Origin of the sequence: Pseudomonas sp. Sample_10, assembly GCF_004321495.1 — a bacterium.
In the GTDB taxonomy this organism is placed as follows: Bacteria; Pseudomonadota; Gammaproteobacteria; order Pseudomonadales; family Pseudomonadaceae; genus Aquipseudomonas.
The window spans coordinates 74,838-94,077 of the sequence record NZ_RCOE01000059.1; the positions used below are offsets into that span (position 1 = coordinate 74,838).

Genomic DNA, 19,240 nt, shown 5'->3' on the forward strand with positions numbered 1-19,240 from the left:
CAACCAGTATCATCGATTTGCCGATGCAGTGGCCGGCGCTGGCGATCGCGGTTGTCTGCGCAGTGATTGCCCTGCTGAAGCAAGCTTACCGACCGCTCGCCAAGGGCGGTCGCGTTTCGACTTGTTCAAGGCTTACACGGTAGGTGGTGTAAGTGTCGCCGTCTTCAAGGTAAAGGTTGCTCTGGTAATTCGAGACTGCGCCTTTGAGTTTGATATGCAGGCCGTTGGAGACACGCTGGATTACCACGTCTTTCAAGTCAGTGTCCGAGACCAGGAAGGGCGGGGTCTTTGCGAGGAGCACCTTCATCGTCTCATTATTCCTGCCGTCGCCATTGTTGACGTAGAACCTCAGGCTTTTGGGCTCATCTGCATCCCTGGCATCTTGAACGATGTAGATTGACTGCCCCGGAATGAAGTCTTGCTTCAGGACTATCTCAGAAGGAAACTCCGGTTTGTGCAGGTACGCATAGATGGAAACGCCTACAAGGCAGAGCAAAAAGATAATCGCGAGATACTTTTTAACTCTGACTACAAGCGTTTGCAGTTCGGGTTTATTCATGGGATTCAACTGTAATCGAAGGTGAATAGCACCAAGCCTTCAATCGGCTCGTAGAACATGACGATCATGTCTGCGCCGGCCGTTCGGTAATGCCGGCCCGGAATGCTTGCCACGTGGTAAAACAAAACAACGAATTGCAAGGGCTGCGTTCAGATCTTCATCAGCTTTGCGCAGGGAGCCATTGAACCCGGAACCCCACGCTTGCCGATGCTGAAAGCCTTCAGGCCTGCTCGAATCGCTGCTGCAGCAAGTGCCGTGCAGTACCGGCATTGAGGTACGTCCCTATCAGTTCCGCCAATTGTTCATTCTTGAGCTTTTTGTCATCCCGGCAGAACTGAATCAACTGTAATTGAACCCAGCGCTTTTTCTTGTCGAGCTTGGCATCAGGCGAAAAGAACGAGCGCGAGGCCAACTCAGGCATGGGGGCATCGTCTTCCAGCAGCAAATTCAGGTGCAGCCCCTGCCCCATTTGCAGGCCAAAATCAGCAACGTGCCGGATCGGCAGTGGTGCCTTCAGGTTGGCAAAAACGAAGTGCTCGGGCGTCAGCAGCAACGCGGTCTTGTTCGCCCGCTTGAGCAAGCGCAACGAGAACGGCAGCAGGCATGCCATCAATACAACGAGCACCCCACCAGCGACCAGTATCATCGATTTGTTACTCCCCAAAGCCTGCGGCAACAGCCACGGCAAGACCAGCAAGCCCAAGCCCAGCAGCAAAAAGACCGAGAAGCAACCCAGGGTAATCCACCCGCGCAATCGTGCGCCTTCATGCAGCCGGACTTCCTCCGTGGCATTACCGGCGTGGCTGCGCAACTCCTGCACAACCGCTGCATCCTGCTCCACGTAGTAGCCGAGAAAGTCCTGGGTGATGCGCGCACGCAATGCCTGGGGATCGGCGAAATAGTGATCCATCGCGGCGCTGGCTTGTGCCGCGATGATCGGGCGGGTGCCGCGGCTGACGGCCTCTTCGACCGTGACTTGCAGGGACGCCAGCCGCTCGCGGTTGGAGGGGTGAGTGTCCGACGGATGAGGCAGGCTGGCTGCCATTTCCTCCTCGGGCAGGGTCAGCGGCTGCGCGGCCAGTTCCTGCAGCACGCTGCCTGGCAAGTCTCGGGTCAGGACGTGTTCGGCGATGGGGTTGGTCGCGCGGACCACATGGGTCGAGACACCCTGCTGCAACAAGGGGTCGATGGCAGAGATGCGCACCAACGCCGAAGCGATGGCGATATTCCCCGTCAACTGCGCACCTGCCGCGTCCGCCGCCAGCTCCCGCACGCGGCTCCAGTGGCTCACCGCATGATCGAAACGCTCCATGAAATACTCACCGAGCATGAAGGCCGGCCACAGCGTCGTGCGTTGCAACACATCGCTTTGCAGCATGGTTTCGGCAATCACTCCGAGACTGCGGCCGATACCCTCGTAGATCGGTACGAAGCGCAGGCTGTACTCGGTATCGGCACCGGCGAAGTGCGCCAGTTCGTGGCCGATGACCGCGCCGGTTTCTGGCGAATCGAGCAAGCCCAGGTACATCATCGGCACGTGCAAGGTGCGCCCCTTGAGCGTGGTGCCTGACGGGAGCAGGTTGACGTCGCTGGAGGTGACGTAAAAGCCTTCGTTCATGCCCAGCACGATGTGCTCGGGTGCGAGCGCGCCGAGCTGGTCCGCCAGTTCGCGAACAAAGACCCACAACGCCGGCGCCTGTTCCGGTGTAACCACCTGGCCCAGCACGCTCATCGGCGTGGACTGGAACATGTGCAGCATGACCGGCAGCTGCTTGCCCATCTGCCAGATCGAATACAGGAAACCGAGCATCAGCATCAGCACGATCAGCATCAGCTTGAATTCACCGGCGGCCATTTTCCCCATGTGCCACAGCCCCAGGCCTTCGAAACCGAGTATGGCCGCTACCGCCGCACCCATGGCGACGATGTGCCCCAGCAGCAGGTACGGCAACAGGCGGCTCACTCGGCTGAAGGTGTGCAGCAATCGTTCACGGGAATGACTCGCGCGGGCACCGGCCCAACGCAGACCCAGCAGTCCCAGCACACCGACCAGCGAGGCCAGCAGGCCGAGGGCGATGACACCCTTGGCCAGGTTGTTCATCACGGCTGCCACCGGTTGCAGGATGGTCAGTTCATGCTCGGCTTGGGTAATGAGCGACAAAGCCTGGTGAACACCCATGCGTTCACCGTTGATATCGACCTTGGCCGAGCGTGAGAACGGCTTGGCGACCATCGCTTCGATTTCGGGACGCATCTCGCCCAACTCGGCTTTGGCTTCGGCGAAGTCCCGAATGCTCTCCGTACTGCGTTGCAACTCCCAGACGCCAAACAAACCAAGAAAAAGCGGCAGGAGAATAAGTACGGCAATGAGTTTCAACGTTCTCATGAGACAGGGCCTCAATAGTCGCGTCGCCTGACATCCGTGGCGAGCATAAATTCCATTTAACAAAGGCCCGAAAGCCCTCACGCTATTGCACGGCCCGACATGAAAGTTACGGGGTGCACTCGTACCCGGCGCGTTATACAGAAATATCGACGACATGTAACGCCAAATTGCCCGATCACTCGTTCAGCAATGGAAGGGACGCCTTGTATATCCGAATTCTCTGAGATGCCATCACTTCGTTGGCGGCTACATGACACTCGTACTGCAATCTTGTCTTCTACACACCCTCAAGTGGGCATTAGGTGAACCGCTTCACCTTTTTTAAAATATTTTCGATTAAAAATTGGATCCACAACCCCTCTGAAACCATTGAATTGACTGGCTTTCGGAACTGTCTGACAGACACATCCAGCAAATAGTGGCAAGAAGGCATCATTGCGGTGTGTAACAAAAACGAGAAAAAATCCGCCGCCGAATGAACTTTTCGATACGACGTGTTGCCATACACGGCGTTACTGGCAACTCAATATCCATATGCCAGCATCACACTCCCGGTTGGTTCCGGCAGTGTGTTTTTTTGATGACCGACATCAGCAATTACCTCTCGTGGACGGATGTCCATGGGAAATCAAACCACTCGACATGCACCGGTTTTTTTAAGCCAGGGAGGCGTGGAGTGTTCAAGGACGATGTACCGATGACTCAAGCGTTTTTTGATGTTGAAGCATTGATCAAGCTGCGAAGCCAGACCCGGGCCATTTCCGATGCGCTGAAGGCGCAGGCCGCGGATTATCTGGCGACCCTGGCTTTGCTGATTCGTCCCCAGACGTTTTTCGGTGAGTACCTGCAGGGTGCGCAACGCAGCAGCGGGCGCGAGACCCAGCACCATTTCAAGGAGCTCAAGGAGCTCTACGACCGCATCGGCTCGGTCGCTCCGTTCCAACTGGTCAATGAGCTCGAAGTCCCCCTCAACCTGCTCAGTACCACCCCGCAATTGTTTGCGCTGGAGTACGACAAGGTGCTGAGCGCAAACGGTCAAAGCATTCGCATCACCAGCCCCGTGCGCTGGGTGGTCGGCTTCAGTTCGTTCGACCTGGCCCGCTTCCGCGCCATCATCAAAGACCCCAATCGCAGCAGCGCCGATTTGTACCGCTTCGTGGTGCATTACCTGGTGCTGTTCTACTGCCTGAGCAAGTCGCCCGGCATCAGCCGCCTGCTCGAAGGCTTGCGCTTTCCCGTCACGTTCGAACGCTTGAAGGAATTCGGCGACCTGCCCTTCTGCGTGATCAGCTCGCCGGTTCGCTCGCAGTTGCCCGACGAGGCCGTGATCCGCAGCAGCACCCAGATCGCTGGCAACACCAGCTTCGAAGAGTTGGTGGGCTTTGAAAACATCATGGACATGAACGATGAAATCCGTCAGCGCCTGCTGCTGACGATCGAAGGAATGTAACGCGCTCGGCCACCCATTGAACCGACACGCACACGACTTGCAGCGAATTGTTCGCACAGGAGATCACGATGGCGAAGAAGGAAAGTACCCAGCACAAACTCGACCGCGTCCGCGCGCCTCGGGTCCATATCACCTATGACGTGGATATCGGTGACGCTCAGGAAAAGAAAGAGCTGCCCTTTGTCGTCGGTGTGCTGGGCGATTTCTCCGGCAACCCGCTGGAGCCGCTGCCGAAGCTCAAGGACCGCAAGTTCATTTTCATCGACCGCGACAATTTCAACGGTGTGCTCAAGGGCATCAAGCCGCGCCTGACCTACCGCGTCGACAACACGCTGGCGAAAAACGGTACGCAGCTGGGCGTCGAGCTCAACTTCAACGCCCTTGAAGATTTCGAACCGCAGAACGTGGTCAAGCAGGTCGAGCCGCTGCGCAAGCTGCTGGACGTGCGCAACAAGCTGGCGGACCTGCGCAACAAGATGGGCGGTAACGACAAGCTCGAAGAGCTGTTGATGGACGTGCTGCAGAACACCGAGAAGTTGAAAACCCTGGGCAAGGAATTCGGTCGCGAAGCCGCCGTTCCAGCCACCGACGGCAAAGCGTAGGAGCCTGACGATGAACGACAAGCAAACCGTGACTCAACAGGACAGCGAACTGGTTGAAGTGGAAAACTTCACCGCGCAATCCTCGCTGCTCGACAGCATCATTTCGCAAAGCCGCGTGGCCCGCTCCGAGACCGAGCGCACCCGAACCCGCGACCTGATTGGCGAGTTGGTCAACCAGATCCTTGAAGGCGAAATGACGCCGAGCAAGGACCTGATCGCCGTGCTCGATGCGCGTATCGCCGAGATCGACGCGATGCTTTCCGAGCAGATGAACGAGATCATGCACGCCAGTGAATTCCAGCAGCTGGAAGCGTCCTGGCGTGGCCTGAAGTATCAGGTCGACCAGACCGAAACCAGCACCACGCTGAAGATTCACTTGCTCAACGCGTCGAAGAAAGACCTGGTGCGTGATCTCAAGGCCGCTTCTGAATTCGACCAGAGCGCGCTGTTCAAGAAGATCTACGAAGAAGAGTACGGCACCTTCGGCGGTGCACCGTTCGGCATGCTGCTGGGTGACTACGAGTTCAACCGCAGCCCGGAAGACATGTACCTGCTCGAAGAGATTTCCCACGTCGCCGCAGCCGCCCACGCGCCGTTCATCTCGGCAGCCTCGCCTGAACTGTTCGGCTGGGATTCGTTTACCGACATGTCCGGGCCACGGGATCTGGCGAAGATTTTCGACACCGTCGAATACGCCAAGTGGAAGTCGTTCCGCGCCTCCGAAGACTCGCGCTATGTCGGCCTGACCCTGCCCCACGTGCTCGGTCGCCTGCCGTATGGCCCGGATACCACGCCGGTCGAGGAATTCAACTTCGTCGAAAGCGTCGACGGACGCGACCACAACAAGTACCTGTGGATGAACGCCGCCTACGCACTGGGCACTCGGGTCACTGATGCGTTCTCCCGTTACGGCTGGTGCGTGGCAATTCGTGGTGTCGAGGGTGGTGGTCTGGTTGAAGGTTTGCCGACCCACACATTCAAGACCGATGACGGTGAAATCGCCCTCAAGTGTCCGACCGAGATCGCCATCACCGACCGCCGCGAGAAAGAGCTGTCGGACCTCGGTTTCATTCCGCTGGTGCACTGCAAAGGCACCGACTACGCCGCGTTCTTCGGCACCCAGTCGGCGCAGAAGCAGAAGCAGTACAACACCGATATCGCCAACGCCAACGCCCGGCTTTCCGCACAGTTGCAGTACATCTTCGCCACTTCGCGCATCGCGCACTACATGAAGGCGATCATGCGCGACAAGATCGGCAGCTTCGCCTCGCGCAAGGACGTCGAACTGTTCCTCAACAAGTGGCTTTCCAGCTACGTGTTGCTGGACGACACCGCGAGCCAGGAAGCCAAGGCCAAGTTCCCATTGCGCGAAGCGCGTGCCGAAGTGTTCGAGGTGCCGGGCAAGCCGGGCGTCTACAAGGCTGTGACGTACCTGCGCCCGCACTATCAACTGGACGAACTGACTGCATCGTTGCGTCTGGTTGCTGAATTGCCGCAATCGACCCGCGGCTGATCGAACACTTTGCCAGGAAGGCGATATGACGAGTCAACACAAGCTGTTGCCATCACTGCTGGACCGATTGCTGGACGATCGTCCGCATCAGTCCATCGAAGCGTCATCGCAACGCTTGTGTTCGCTGGCCGATTACAAGGCCAGCATCGTTCGCGACCTGGAGATTCTGGTCAACACCCGCCAGTCCCTGGTCGCCAGCGAGCTGGACGGTTTCGTCAATCTGGGCGGCACCATCCTCGACTACGGCATGCCGGATTTCACCAGTCGCAGCGTACTTGATCCGAAAGATCGCCTGTTGATCCAGCGGCAGCTGGAGAAGGCGATCACGGTCGGCGACCGGCGATTTCGCAGCGTCAAAGTCCAGCTGCTCGCACAACAGACCGGCCAACGCATGCTGACCTTTCGCGTGGACGCGGTCCTGCGCCTGCAAGACATCACCCGTCAGGTGTCCTTCGACGCGGTGCTGCAGGTCAACACCCAGGAATACAAAGTGCAGAACCTCAACTGATGCTCGACGATCTGCTGCCCTATTACGAAAAGGAACTGTCGCACCTGCGCTTTTTGGGCCAGGAGTTTGCGAGCCAGTATCCGAAAATCGCTTCGCGGTTGCTCATCGAGGGCGATAACTGCGAAGACCCGCACACCGAGCGCTTGATCGAAGCGTTCTCGTTTCTCTCTGCGCGGGTGCACAAAAAACTCGACGATGAGCTGCCGGAAATCGTCGAATCGTTTCTCGAAGTGCTGTACCCGCATTACCTGCGCCCTACCCCGTCGATGTCGATCGTCGAGTTCAACCTGGGCAAACAGGAAAAGGTCACCGAAGCGTTCCGTGTGCCCCGGCATACCGAGCTCAGTGCCAACCCGATCGATGGCGTGGTGTGTAAATTCCGCACCTGCTACCCGGTCGAGCTGTGGCCAGTAGCGGTGCAACAGGCGTCGTTCATCGAGATGGAGCGCTCGGCATTCAACGGCCACAGCGCCGATCTGGTCGCCCGCTTGCGCATCGGCCTGACAGCGACCTCCGATGTGATGTTCGGCAAGATGGAGCTCGACAGCCTGCGGTTTTTCCTCGACGGCGAAAGCACGTTGATGCTGCAACTGTACGAACTGCTGTTCAACAACCTGGCCAAGGCCACTTTGAGCTTCGAGGATCAGGGGCGCAGCCGCGAGGTGGTCTTGCCGGCCAACGCGCTGAAAGCTGTCGGTTACGGTCTGGACGAAGGGTTGGTGGATTACTCGGAGCGCTCGTTCCTCGGTTATCGCTTGCTGCACGAATACTTCACCTTCCCCGACAAGTTCATGTTCTTCGACCTGTCTGGGTTCGCGCGCATTCTGGCGGGCAAGGAGATCGAGAAAGTCGAGGTCAACTTCTACTTTTCCGACTACGACCTCAGCGATCGCCTGGCGCGTCTGACGCAAAATATCGGGCGCAATAACTTCAAGCTCAACTGCACGCCGATCATCAACCTGTTCCGCCAGCAGGCTGAGCCGATCAAGTTGACCCACGCTCAGCACGAGTACGCGGTGACGCCGGATGTGCGCCTGCAAAGCTCGGCCGAAGTGGTGTCGATCGATCGCGTACGGCGCGTGCGCAAGGTCGGCGGTATCGATCAGGTTGGCACTTGCCATCCGTTTTTCGAACCCCGTGGCGATCAAGGTTCCGGCCAAAGTTTCTGGATTGCCCGGCGCCGCGCCGTGCAGTCCGGCCAGCGCGATGGCTCGAACGTGTTTATCCGCGTGGTGGATCGCGAATTGGGTTTGCTGGAGGCCAATAACGATACGTTGAGCATCCGCCTGACCTGCAGCAACCGCGACTTGCCCCTGATGCTGCCTTTCGGTGGCGAGCGCGGCGATTTCAATATCCCCGGCAACTCGGTGATCAAGGACATCCGCTGCCTGCGCAAACCCACCGCCACTGCCCGTGTACCGCTGGGCAACGGGGTGATCTGGCGACTGATTTCGCACCTGTCGCTGAACCACATGTCACTGGTGTCCCGCGGCCGCGAAGTGCTGCTGGAGCTACTGTCGCTCTACAACTACCGCAACGTGTCGGCCATTCGCAAACAGATCAACGGCATCGTCTCGGTGAGCAGCGAACCGGTGGTCGCACGCATCGGCCACCCGCGGCCGAACTTCGTTCGCGGCGTCGGTATCACCCTCAATTTCGATGAAAGCCAATACACCGGCAGCGGTGTGTTTTTGTTCGGCATGGTGCTCGACCACTTCTTTGGTCAGTACTGCTCCATGAACAGTTTTACCCAATTAACCCTTCGCACCTTGCAGCGCGAAAAGAGAGTCGTCCAATGGCCACCGCGAACCGGCGATCAACCTCTGGTCTGATTGACCAGGCACGGGCTGAGCCGCACCGATTCGAGTTTTTCCAATTGGTGCGCTTGCTTCGCCTGCATTACAGCAGAACCGGGCGCATGGACCTGCAAACCCGTCCGCACGAAGACCCTTTGCGTTTTCGCTCGCAGCTGTCGCTCAACTTCCCGGCCAGTGAAGTCAGCGACTTGCAGTTTGAGCGCGAAGGCAAGGTGTCCGTGGCTGGCCTGCCGCTGTCCGAGGTGCAAGTCACCTTCATGGGACTGGTGGGGCCGTCGGGTGTGTTGCCACGCCCGTACACCGAGCTGTTGATCGAGCGACACATCCAGTATCGAGATGACGCGGCGCACGCCTTCCTCGACATCTTTTCGCACCGCATGACCACGCTGTTTTACGAGGCCTGGCAAAAGTACAAGTTTTACATCGAGTACGAACGCAACGGCAGCTCGGATTTCGACCGCTATCTGCTCAACCTGGTGGGCTTCGGCCCGGAGGCGCAGAAACAGAAATTCGACAAACAAGGCTCGCCCCTGCGCCGCGAACTGTTCAGCTATTTCTCCGCCCTGTTCGCCCAGAAACCACGCAATGCGTTGAACCTGGAAGTGATGCTCAGCTTCTATTTTTCGCTGCCGTTCAAGGTCAAGCCGTTCGCCGGTCGCTGGCTGAAGCTCGATGCCAGCCAATGCACGCAATTGGGCCGCAAGAACGCCGTGCTTGGGCAAAGCGCCGTCGCCGGCAACCGGGTCTGGGATTACCAGTCGTGCGTGCGCATCGAAACCGCACCACTGGAACTGGCCGACTATCAACGCTTGCAGCCAGGCGCCGTCGACTACCAGAAATTGCTCGAACTGGTGCGTTTCTATGTCGGTGCGGAACTCGACTTCCAACTGGCGCCCAAGCTCAAGACCCAAGCCGTACCCGTCGCCCGCCTTGGTCGCCAGGGCAACGTCTCACTGGGCCGGCTCGGCTGGCTCAAACGACCAGGCGTCGACGTAGAACCCTCCCGTTGCGCGCTCTTCCACATTCCTTTTGATGGGGTCTCCCTGTGAACCTGAAGTCCCTGTTCGCCAAGCTGAACGACACCAGCCGCACCGCCACCGAAAGCGCCGCGGCGCTTTGTCTGTCGGAACACCACTACGACGTTGAAGTCGAGCATCTGTTGTTGCAGTTGCTCGACAGCAGCGATAACGACCTGCCGGCGATCCTGCGTCATTACGATGTGGTGCCCGAGCGCTTGCAGGCGCAATTGGTGACGGCACTGGGGACTTTCAAAAAAGGCAATTCACGCACCCCGGCACTGTCCCCGCACCTGACTCGCATGATCGAGCAGGCGTGGGTCCTGGCGTCCATCGAGTTCGGCCAGGCACAGATCCGCACCGGTCATCTGCTGCAGGCCTTGCTCGATGACGACGAGCTGCGCCGGGTGGTGATCGCGGGTGCAGCCGAGCTGGAGAAGATCAACGCCGACGATCTGCGCGTGAATCTCAACGCGTTGGTAGAAGGCAGCGCCGAGTCGCAACAGGCCAAACCACTGGACACCACTGGCGGTGTGAGCAGCAGCCCGGTTAAAGGCAACGGCAAGACGCCGGCCCTCGATCAGTACACCATCAATCTCACGCAAAGCGCTCGCGAAGGCCGGATCGACCCGGTGCTGGGCCGGGAGTTCGAAGTGCGGCAGATGGTCGACATCCTGACCCGCCGCCGCCAGAACAATCCGATCCTGACCGGTGAAGCCGGCGTCGGCAAAACCGCCGTGGTCGAAGGCCTGGCGCTGCGCATCATTCAAGGTGACGTGCCGTCGGTACTCAAGGGCGTCGCCATCCACACCCTGGATCTGGGCCTGTTGCAGGCCGGTGCCGGCGTGAAGGGCGAATTCGAAAACCGTCTCAAGTCGGTCATCGAAGAAACCAAGCGCAGCCTGCATCCGATCATTCTGTTCATCGACGAAGCCCACACCCTGATCGGCTCGGGCGGTCAGGCCGGGCAGAACGATGCCGCCAACCTGCTCAAGCCAGCCCTGGCTCGCGGCGAACTGCGCACCATCGCGGCGACCACCTGGGCCGAGTACAAGAAGTACTTCGAGAAGGATGCCGCCCTCGCCCGCCGCTTCCAGGTGGTGAAGGTCGAAGAGCCGGACGAAGACAAGGCGATCCACATGCTGCGCGGCTTGCTGGCGAAGATGCAGGAGCACCACACCGTCACGGTGATGGACGAAGCACTGGTGCAGGCCGTGCGCCTGTCCAATCGCTACATCACCGGGCGCCAGTTGCCGGACAAAGCCGTCAGTGTGCTGGACACCGCTTGCGCACGGGTTGCCTTGGGGCAATCGGCGCAGCCGGGACCGCTGGAAGACTGCAAGCGTCAGATCGACAACTTGCAGGCGGAAATTTCGGTCCTTGAACAGGAAGCCGCCAAAGGCAGCGACCACGCCCGACGCCTGACCGCCCTCAATGCCGAGTTGCAGAATGAGCAGCAGACCCGCGACGCCCTCGAACAACAATGGCAACGCGAGCTGCAACTGTTGGAGCAACTCGGTGCCCTCAGCCACCCCGAGAATCAATCACCCGATGCCATTGAGATTGCCGCCGTACGCGCCGAACTGGCCAGCGTCCAGGGCGAGCAACCGCTGGTGCATGCCCTGGTGGATGGCGGCACCATCGGTGAAGTGATTTCCGGCTGGACCGGCATTCCCCTGGGCAAGATGCTGCGCGACGAAATCGAAACCGTGCAGCGCCTGCCTGCACTGCTGGCTGAGCGGGTACTCGGACAAGACCACGCGCTGCATGAAATCGGCAAACGCATCAAGATTTCCCGCGCCCGCATGGAAGACCCGAACAAACCGATCGGCGTGTTCCTGTTACTCGGCCCGAGCGGCGTCGGCAAGACCGAAACCGCACTGGCGCTGGCGGATACCTTGTACGGCGGTGAGCGTAACGTCATCACTATCAATATGTCCGAGTACCAGGAAGCCCACACGGTTTCCAGCCTCAAGGGCTCGCCGCCGGGTTATGTCGGTTATGGCGAGGGTGGTGTGTTGACCGAAGCCGTGCGGCGCAAGCCGTACAGCGTGGTGCTGCTCGATGAAGTGGAAAAGGCCCACCCGGACGTGCTCGAACTGTTTTTCCAGGTGTTCGACAAAGGCGTGCTGGATGACGGTGAGGGTCGCGAGATCAACTTCCGCAATACCGTGATCATCCTCACGTCCAACACCGGCACCGACCGCATCATGCAGTGGTGCCTCAATGCCCAGCCGCAACCGACGCCCGAAGCCATCGTCGAAGGACTGCGTGACGAGCTGAATCAGGTATTCAAGCCAGCCTTCCTCGGCCGCCTGACCATCGTCCCGTACTACCCGGTCAAGGACGCGATTCTGGAGCGCATCGTCGCACTCAAGCTGGAGCGCATTCGCCAGCGCTTCGAGCGCAATCATCAGGCCGTCCTGAGCTATGACGAGGCGCTGGTCAAAGCCATTGCCTCGCGCTGCACGGAAGTCGACAGCGGCGCCCGCAACATCGACAACATTTTGTCCAAGACCCTGATGCCGGAACTCGCGCAGCGGGTACTGGAGCGAATGGCGCAGGACAAACCGATCCAGAGTTTGAACATCGAATTGGGCAGCGACGGCGACTTCGCCTATCGCCTGTGCTGATCGAGCATTTACAGGTAGCGGTCATGGATAACAGACAAACAGGGAAGCAGCCCGCGAAAACGGCATTGGCTAAATGCCTGACGGCGGTGGCGGTGATGCTGGCGCTGACGGCGTGTGGCGTCACCGACCGGGTCGGCAAGCGGGTCGACGACACGTGGGCCGGCGACATGCTGTTCGATGACAGCGAAAAAGTCATCCTGACGTCCGACGGCGGCAACCAGCTCAACCCCGACGCCTCCGGCAAACCGCTTTCGGTGGTGCTGCGGGTCTACCAGCTGACTTCTCTGGAGCGCTTTTCATCGGTTGACGCGGATTCGTTGTGGGACGACCCGCAAAAAGCCCTCGGCAATACCCTGATCGAGAACCGTGAAATCACTTTGCTGCCGGGTATGGGTCAGGTCGACAAGTGGCCACTGAACAAAGCCGCAGGTTATGTCGGCGTCGCGGCTTTTTTCCGCTCGGAGGAAAACAGCCGCTGGAAGGTCGCGTTTGACGCCAATTCGTTGCGCAAGGACGGCATCTGGTTCTCTTCCGATGGCCTGCGGGTGCTGGTGGACAACAACACGGTGTCCGCCGTCAGCGGCGTCGACGTGCTGAACAAACCCAAGACCGAAGAGCAGCTCGCCAAGGCCTACACCCTGCCCGACCAGCAGGTCCAGCCGACGCTGGCCGAACGGGTTCAGGACGTCGTGATCGAAAAGGCCCAGGACAAAGCGGCCGGTTCCGCGCAAAAAGCGCTGGACTCGAAATTGAATTCATTTTTGGAAGGCGCTCAATGAGTAAGCAAAGCCGGGTGATGTGGTCCGAAGGCATGTTCCTTTTGCCACAACATTTCCAGTATCAGGATGAGTTCCACCAGCATCAGCTGGCGCAGGCGACGCTGCGCAATACGCCCTTTCACTGGGGCGTGCAGTTGCTGGAAGTGGACGAGGAAGCCCTCGCCACCGGTTCCTTGCAGCTCAAACGGCTGAAGCTGGTGTTTCCCGACGGCAGCCTGTTCGACGCGCCGCAGCATGATCCGTTGCCCGCGGCCCGTGACTTGAAAGACCTGCTCAAGGGAACCGACCTGAAGGTCTACGCCGCGCTGAAACTGCCAGAGCCCTTCGGCCTGAATTACGTTGAAGACGGCCAGGAACAAAAGACCGGACGACGCTTTCGCAAGCAGTTCGACACCCTGCCGGACCTCAACGAAGGCGACCTGGAAAACGAAATCACCAGCCTGCGCCTGAACGTGGTGATGCTGATCGACGGCGACAACCTTGATGGCTACACTTGGTGCCCGATTGCCCGGCTGTCACGCAACAACATCGGCGGCTTCAACCTCGACGGGCATTTTGTGCACCCGACGCTGCACCTGGGCACCCACGACACCCTGGTCGGGCTGGGCAAGCGTCTGCTCGGTGCATTGCAATCCAAGAGCAAGGCGTTGTCCGGTCGCCGTCGCGAGCGCGCGGACCAGATCGCCGAGTTCGGTTCCAGCGACGTGACCCTGTTCTGGCTGCTGAACACGGTGAACCGCGCCCACCCGAGCCTGGCGCATTTGCTCGCGCACCCGCGTTTGCATCCCGAACGTTTGTACCTGTTCCTGGCCGAACTCGCCGGCGGCCTGTTGACGTTTTCGCTGGATACGCAGCTCAACGACATTCCCGAGTACGACCACCACGACCCGGCGGCCTCGCTGGTCAAGCTCGACGAAATGATTCGCGTGCTGCTCGACAACGTCGTGCCGAACCAGTGCGTGGTGATCAACCTGACGCAGACCAAGCCCTCGTACTGGCAAGGGCAGTTGCACGATCCACGGCTGGCAGAGGCGGATTTCTACATTTCCGTGCATGCCGACATGCCAGGCGCAAGCCTGTTGGAACTGGTGCCGCGGGCGTTCAAGGTCGGCTCGCCGGAGGACATCGAAGTGGTGGTCAACAGCGCCATGCCGGGCGTCACGCTCAACCACTCGACGCGCCTGCCCAATGCGATCCCGGTGCGACTGGACAATCACTATTTCTCCATCGAGCCCCATGGCCGGGTCTACGAACGCATGATGAGTGCCCAGGCCATTTCTTTCTATGCGCCCAGCGCGTTCACCAACCTCAAGCTTGAACTGATGGCGGTACTCAAATGACCGAAGCCGTACTGCAAGGCGCCGTTGCGGCTGCCAGCGAAAAACCGACGCTCAAAGACCTGGTGCAGGATTTCATCAGCATGGCGCTGATCGTGCGCAAGGGTCGGCAAGTGACCTCGGTCAGCGCCTTTGAAGCGAGCGTCGACGCTTTCTTCAAAACACTGGAGCGTGAAGCGCGCAGTGCCGACTACAGCGTTGAACAGGTCAAAGACACCCAGTACGCGCTGTGTGCGTTCCTCGATGAAAGCGTGCTGCGCTCCGGCGACAACGAGTTGCGCCGCCACTTTGAATTGCAGCCGTTGCAATTCCGCTACTTCGGCGTGCACCTGGCCGGTGAAGGTTTCTTCGAAAAAATCGATTCGTTGCGCGGCGACGTCAAACAGAACCTCGATGTACTCGAGGTTTACCACCTGTGCCTGGCATTGGGTTTCGAAGGCAAATTCAGCATCGGGCAAAAGGACCAATTGCGTTACCTGGCAAATACCCTGGGCCAGGACATCGCGCGGTTTCGCAAGACGCCCAAGGCACTCTCGCCCGACTGGGCACTGCCAGACCAGGTTTCGCAGATGCTGCGTCATGAAGTTCCGCTTTGGCTCTACCTGGCGCTGATTGCGCTGGTCTGCGCAGGTGTTTACCTGACGCTGGACTGGCTGCTGGGCAAAGAAGTCGCCGCGCTGTCCGAACAAATCAGCCAGCTGTTCAGTGCCTGAGCACAGGTCAGGTAACCGAGTCAGGAAGACATGAAGACATTATTGCGTTTGTTGAAAAGTTTTTGGTTTCTCATCCCCGTCCTGTGGCTGATCAGCTTGGCGGTCAGCTGGTTCGTGGCCCCGCGGGTGAGTTGGCTGCGCGGTTATGCGCTGGAGACGATGGCGATCGTCAGCGCCTTTTACCTGCTGATCATTGTGCTGCGTCAGTACAAGCGTATCCGGGCTGAACACAACCTCGAAAACCTGGTGCAGATCGAAGTCGACCGGTCGCTCAATTCCACCGGTGAGTTCCGAGATCAGCAAGTGCTGCGCGAGCGGCTCAAGCACGCCATCGCCATGCTGCGCGCTGATCGTTCGGCTGGCGGCGGCGGTTCGTCGGCGCTTTACGATTTGCCGTGGTACCTGGTCATCGGCATGTCGGCCGCGGGCAAGACCTCATTGCTGACCCGCTCGGGGCTGTCGGCGAACATTGCCAGCAGTGCCAACGACACCGAAAGCGGTACGCAACACTGCGATTGGTATTTCAGCCCTGAGGCCGTGATGATCGATACGGCCGGCCGTTATCTGCGGGACGACCCGTCGGCCAGCGAATTCGCCGCTTTCCTGCGCATGCTGAAAAAACAACGCAGCAAGGCCGCGGTCAATGGTCTGGTGTTGGTGGTGAGCCTGCCGGAACTGCTGGCGTGCAGTGCTGCCGAGCGCAACGAGCTCGCCGCACAACTGGTCTCGCGCATCGAGGAATACAACGATTGCCTGGAGGCCAACCCGCCGATTTACCTGATGCTGAGCAAGACTGATCAGCTGCCGGGGTTCAGCCAGGCGTTTGAAGGCCTGGACCTGAACGAACGACAACAACCGCTGGGCATGACCTTCGGTTTGTCGGAGATCCGCAACCAGGGCCTGCGTCCGGTGCTGGATGCCAAGCTGGCCAACCTGCACAGCCATATCCGTCGCCACGTCGATGCCCAGATGATTGCGTTGGGCGCCGATGCCAACAGCGCTTTGCTGAACTTCCCGAACTATTTCGCCGAGCTGTCGGGCGTGCTCGAGCAATTTCTCCAGCATTTCGCCGAAACCCGTCGCAGTGGTGCGCCACTGTTGCTGCGCGGACTCTATTTCACCAGTGCCCTGCAGACCGACCAGCAACTGAGCCAGGTGTATGAAGATGATCTGGCTGAGTCGTTCGCCTTGCAGCCCGCCCCCGAGCACGACAAACAGGCGCAAGGCAGCAGCCGGAAAATCAGCGACCGCAGCTACTTCATCACCGATACGTTCCGTCGGGTGATTTTCCCGGACCGCGACTTGACCCTCTACCAGTCGCGATTCGGCAAGAACAAGTCCGCCAGCCCTGCCCTGCTGGGTCTGGCGGTACTGGCGGGACTCGCGTTCATCGGCTGGCAAACCCTGTCGTTCCAGAACAACCGTCAGTGGCTGGCGACACTGCGCGAACAACTGACCGAACTGCAACAATCGCCGGACAGCACGCGACTGCTCGCGTCGGGCCACGGCCTGGAACTGCTGCGCGAGCAACTCACCGCCATCGAGAAGCACCGAGCCAAAGGCGTGCCGCTGCAACTCGGCGCCGGCCTGTACCGGGGTGACGATGTCTACCGCGTTGCACAAACCGCCTACTTGCAGCAACTGCGCACTCAGGCGCTGGAACCGATCACCCTGCAATTGCAATTGCAGATGCGCGCGTTCAATGAGTTTGCAAAAACCATGGACCCGCAGAACAACTTTGCCCCTGCGACTTCCAAAACCGGCTCAGCCAAAGCCCGTGCGCAGGGGCAGAAACTGCCGACCCGCCTGAACAACCTGCCGCGCAGCACCGGTGATGTCGCCGGCCGCCTCAATGGCGCCGCCCGGGGTATTGCAAACAAGGCTCGCGGCGAAGCCCTGACAGCGCTGCGCAACCCTGCCACAGCGAGCGATGCCGCTGAACTGTCGGCGACTACCGGCGGGCTTTCACTGTCCGAAGAAATGTTGGGACGGCTGGATGAGCGCCAGGTTGCGTCGATCATCGAGTCTTACAACGCACTCAAGCTCTACCTGATGCTGACCCAACCCGCCACGCATCCGGATCCCGAATTCGTGAGTGCTGCATTACCGGTCGCCTGGGCCAACACGGCCAGCAGCGACAACGCGGTCAGCAGCGCGGTGATCCAGGACAACGCGCCGGTGTATGTGCAGCTGCTCAAGACCGGTCAGGCGCCGACCTTGTCACGCAACGAACAGCTCATCAGTGAGACCCGCAACAGCCTGAAGTCCTTCATGATTTCCAGTTCGCTGGTGGACCGCGAATACCTGCGCCTGCAATTGGAATCCAGTCGCCAGTTCCCGGCGGTCGGCTTGAGCGATCTGGTGCCCTTGCCAGGCCGACAGTTGCTCTACGGCACAGAAGCGGTGCCGGCGATTTTCACCCGTCAGGGCTGGGAGCAATTCGTCAAGCCGGAGCTGATCAAACTGGTGTCGGGCAATCTGCAGAATGAATCGGACTGGGTGCTCGACGGCGAAGGCGCCGACAGCATCGTGCAGAAAGCCAATTTCATCCGTGAGTTCATGACGCGCTACAAGCGCGACTACACACAGGCCTGGTACACCCTGATCGACAGCGTCGGCGTTCGCCATTTCACTGACATGGCCAATGCGACCCAACAACTGTCACTGCTCAGCGATGTGCAGAATTCGCCGGTGAAAATTCTCCTGGCGGCGGTCAACGACAACACCCAGTGGGATGTCCCTGCCCCGCGGGAAACCCTGCCAGCAGGCATCAAGCCTGACGACGGATTCTGGAGCAGCGTCAGCGGTATTCTCGATGGCAAGAATGCCTCGCCAAGCACGCTGATATCGCCTTTGCCGGCGGTTGACGACGGCAGTCTGGCGAAACGCTTCGAGCCTGTGTCACGTGTGTTTGCCGTGCAAAACGCCGAAGGCGCCGACAGTACGATCATGGATCGATACCTGGCGGCCTTGCGCAAACTCAAGGTGCGGATGAACAACATCCAGCGCTCCCAGGACGTCGGCAAAAGCAGCAAGCAGCTGATCAGCGAAACCCTCGAAGGGCTGCCAAGCGAAGTGACCAACGTGCGCAACTACGTCGAGACCACTGTCGACACCAGTCAGGGCGGCCTGTCCACTGCGTTGCAGGGTTTGTTCAGCCTGCCGATCCAGTTTGCCTGGGAAACCCTGCGCGACCCGGCCGGCCAACAGATTGCCAAAGCCTGGGCACAGCAGATTGCCAAGCCATGGGAACAGGTGATGGCCCACCGTTATCCGATTGCCGCCGGCAGCCGCAACGAAGCATCGGTCAAGGACCTGCAGCGTTTTGTCGATCCGGAATCCGGGCTGCTGCCGAACTTCAAGCGTAACGAGATTGGCAACCTGTCCGGTGGCGAAGGCCTGGGAATGGGCAGCGACAGCAAGGCAGCGCCGCTGGTCAACCCGAACATGGTCAACAGCATCGACAAGGCCAGCTCGTTGGGCCAGGTGATCGCCAGTCTGTCGGACCGCGACAACGGCTTCGAAATCATGCTCGAACCCTCTGCCAACCTGACCGACATCATCTTCACCCTCGATGGCCAGGTGCAGCACTACCGGAACGGCAAGACCAGCTGGAGCCGCTTCTCATGGCCGGGCACAACCACCACGCCGGGCGCACGCCTGGATGTGGTGACCCTGACCGGCGAGCGCATCACGGTGTTCGATTACCCGGGCCGTTGGGGCCTGCTGCGCATGAACGACAGCGCACGGGTCAGCGATCTCGACGGTATCCAGCAACGTTTCAGCTGGAACACCAACAGCGGCCCGGTCAGCCTCGCCGTGCGCAACTACGGCGGCGTCAAGTTGACGGACCTGGCCAACGTCAAAGCCTTGAGTGCGCTCAACGCCAAAGAAGGTCGTCCGTTGTGAGCAGCCGAACCTTGAATC

14 protein-coding genes are annotated in these 19,240 nt (G+C 59.6%); 11 read left to right on the forward strand and 3 right to left on the reverse strand.

Features of this window, described 5'->3' with window-relative positions; all coding sequences use genetic code 11:
* Positions 1-85: 85 nt before the first annotated feature.
* From D8U18_RS04970 to D8U18_RS04975, 3 genes are all read right to left on the reverse strand, one after another.
* Complete coding sequence (locus D8U18_RS04970; protein WP_131107164.1) at positions 86-559, reverse strand: hypothetical protein; 474 nt, start codon at positions 557-559, stop codon at positions 86-88.
* 5 nt (positions 560-564) lie between these two features.
* Positions 565-699, reverse strand: coding sequence for a hypothetical protein (locus D8U18_RS29210; RefSeq protein WP_277752462.1), 135 nt, complete (start codon positions 697-699; stop codon positions 565-567).
* A gap of 80 nt (positions 700-779) precedes the next feature.
* On the reverse strand, positions 780-2,945 hold the full coding sequence (locus D8U18_RS04975; protein WP_131107165.1) for a M48 family metallopeptidase: 2,166 nt from the start codon (positions 2,943-2,945) through the stop codon (positions 780-782).
* 697 nt (positions 2,946-3,642) lie between these two features.
* Between D8U18_RS04975 and D8U18_RS04980 the strand changes: the two genes are divergently transcribed.
* From D8U18_RS04980 to D8U18_RS05030, 11 genes are all read left to right on the forward strand, one after another.
* Positions 3,643-4,395 carry a hypothetical protein gene (locus D8U18_RS04980; RefSeq protein WP_131107177.1) on the forward strand — a complete coding sequence of 251 codons (753 nt, stop codon included), beginning with the start codon at positions 3,643-3,645 and terminating at the stop codon, positions 4,393-4,395.
* Between the two features lie 68 nt (positions 4,396-4,463).
* Complete coding sequence (tssB, locus tag D8U18_RS04985) at positions 4,464-4,997, forward strand: type VI secretion system contractile sheath small subunit (protein ID WP_056856670.1); 534 nt, start codon at positions 4,464-4,466, stop codon at positions 4,995-4,997.
* Between the two features lie 10 nt (positions 4,998-5,007).
* The gene (tssC, locus tag D8U18_RS04990) at positions 5,008-6,510 is read left to right on the forward strand and encodes a type VI secretion system contractile sheath large subunit (protein ID WP_056856671.1); all 1,503 of its coding nucleotides are present in this window, start codon (positions 5,008-5,010) and stop codon (positions 6,508-6,510) included.
* 25 nt (positions 6,511-6,535) lie between these two features.
* Complete coding sequence (gene tssE / locus D8U18_RS04995) at positions 6,536-7,018, forward strand: type VI secretion system baseplate subunit TssE (RefSeq protein WP_056856672.1); 483 nt, start codon at positions 6,536-6,538, stop codon at positions 7,016-7,018.
* A complete protein-coding gene (tssF, locus tag D8U18_RS05000; protein WP_131107166.1) occupies positions 7,018-8,850 on the forward strand; it encodes a type VI secretion system baseplate subunit TssF in 1,833 nt (610 codons plus the stop codon). Before tssE ends, tssF begins: the two co-directional genes overlap by 1 nt.
* Positions 8,814-9,884 carry a type VI secretion system baseplate subunit TssG gene (gene tssG / locus D8U18_RS05005; RefSeq protein ID WP_131107167.1) on the forward strand — a complete coding sequence of 357 codons (1,071 nt, stop codon included), beginning with the start codon at positions 8,814-8,816 and terminating at the stop codon, positions 9,882-9,884. Before tssF ends, tssG begins: the two co-directional genes overlap by 37 nt.
* On the forward strand, positions 9,881-12,484 hold the full coding sequence (tssH, locus tag D8U18_RS05010) for a type VI secretion system ATPase TssH (RefSeq protein ID WP_131107168.1): 2,604 nt from the start codon (positions 9,881-9,883) through the stop codon (positions 12,482-12,484). The genes tssG and tssH overlap by 4 nt, the downstream gene beginning before the upstream one ends.
* Positions 12,485-12,507: 23 nt before the next feature.
* Positions 12,508-13,263 carry a type VI secretion system lipoprotein TssJ gene (gene tssJ / locus D8U18_RS05015; protein ID WP_131107169.1) on the forward strand — a complete coding sequence of 252 codons (756 nt, stop codon included), beginning with the start codon at positions 12,508-12,510 and terminating at the stop codon, positions 13,261-13,263.
* Positions 13,260-14,603: a type VI secretion system baseplate subunit TssK gene (tssK, locus tag D8U18_RS05020; RefSeq protein WP_131107170.1), complete on the forward strand. Its 1,344-nt coding sequence runs from the start codon at positions 13,260-13,262 to the stop codon at positions 14,601-14,603. Before tssJ ends, tssK begins: the two co-directional genes overlap by 4 nt.
* Positions 14,600-15,313, forward strand: coding sequence for a type IVB secretion system protein IcmH/DotU (icmH, locus tag D8U18_RS05025; RefSeq protein WP_056856677.1), 714 nt, complete (start codon positions 14,600-14,602; stop codon positions 15,311-15,313). Before tssK ends, icmH begins: the two co-directional genes overlap by 4 nt.
* 30 nt (positions 15,314-15,343) lie before the next feature.
* Entirely contained in the window at positions 15,344-19,222 is a 3,879-nt protein-coding gene (locus D8U18_RS05030) for a type VI secretion protein IcmF/TssM N-terminal domain-containing protein (RefSeq protein ID WP_131107171.1), read from the forward strand.
* Positions 19,223-19,240: the final 18 nt, after the last annotated feature.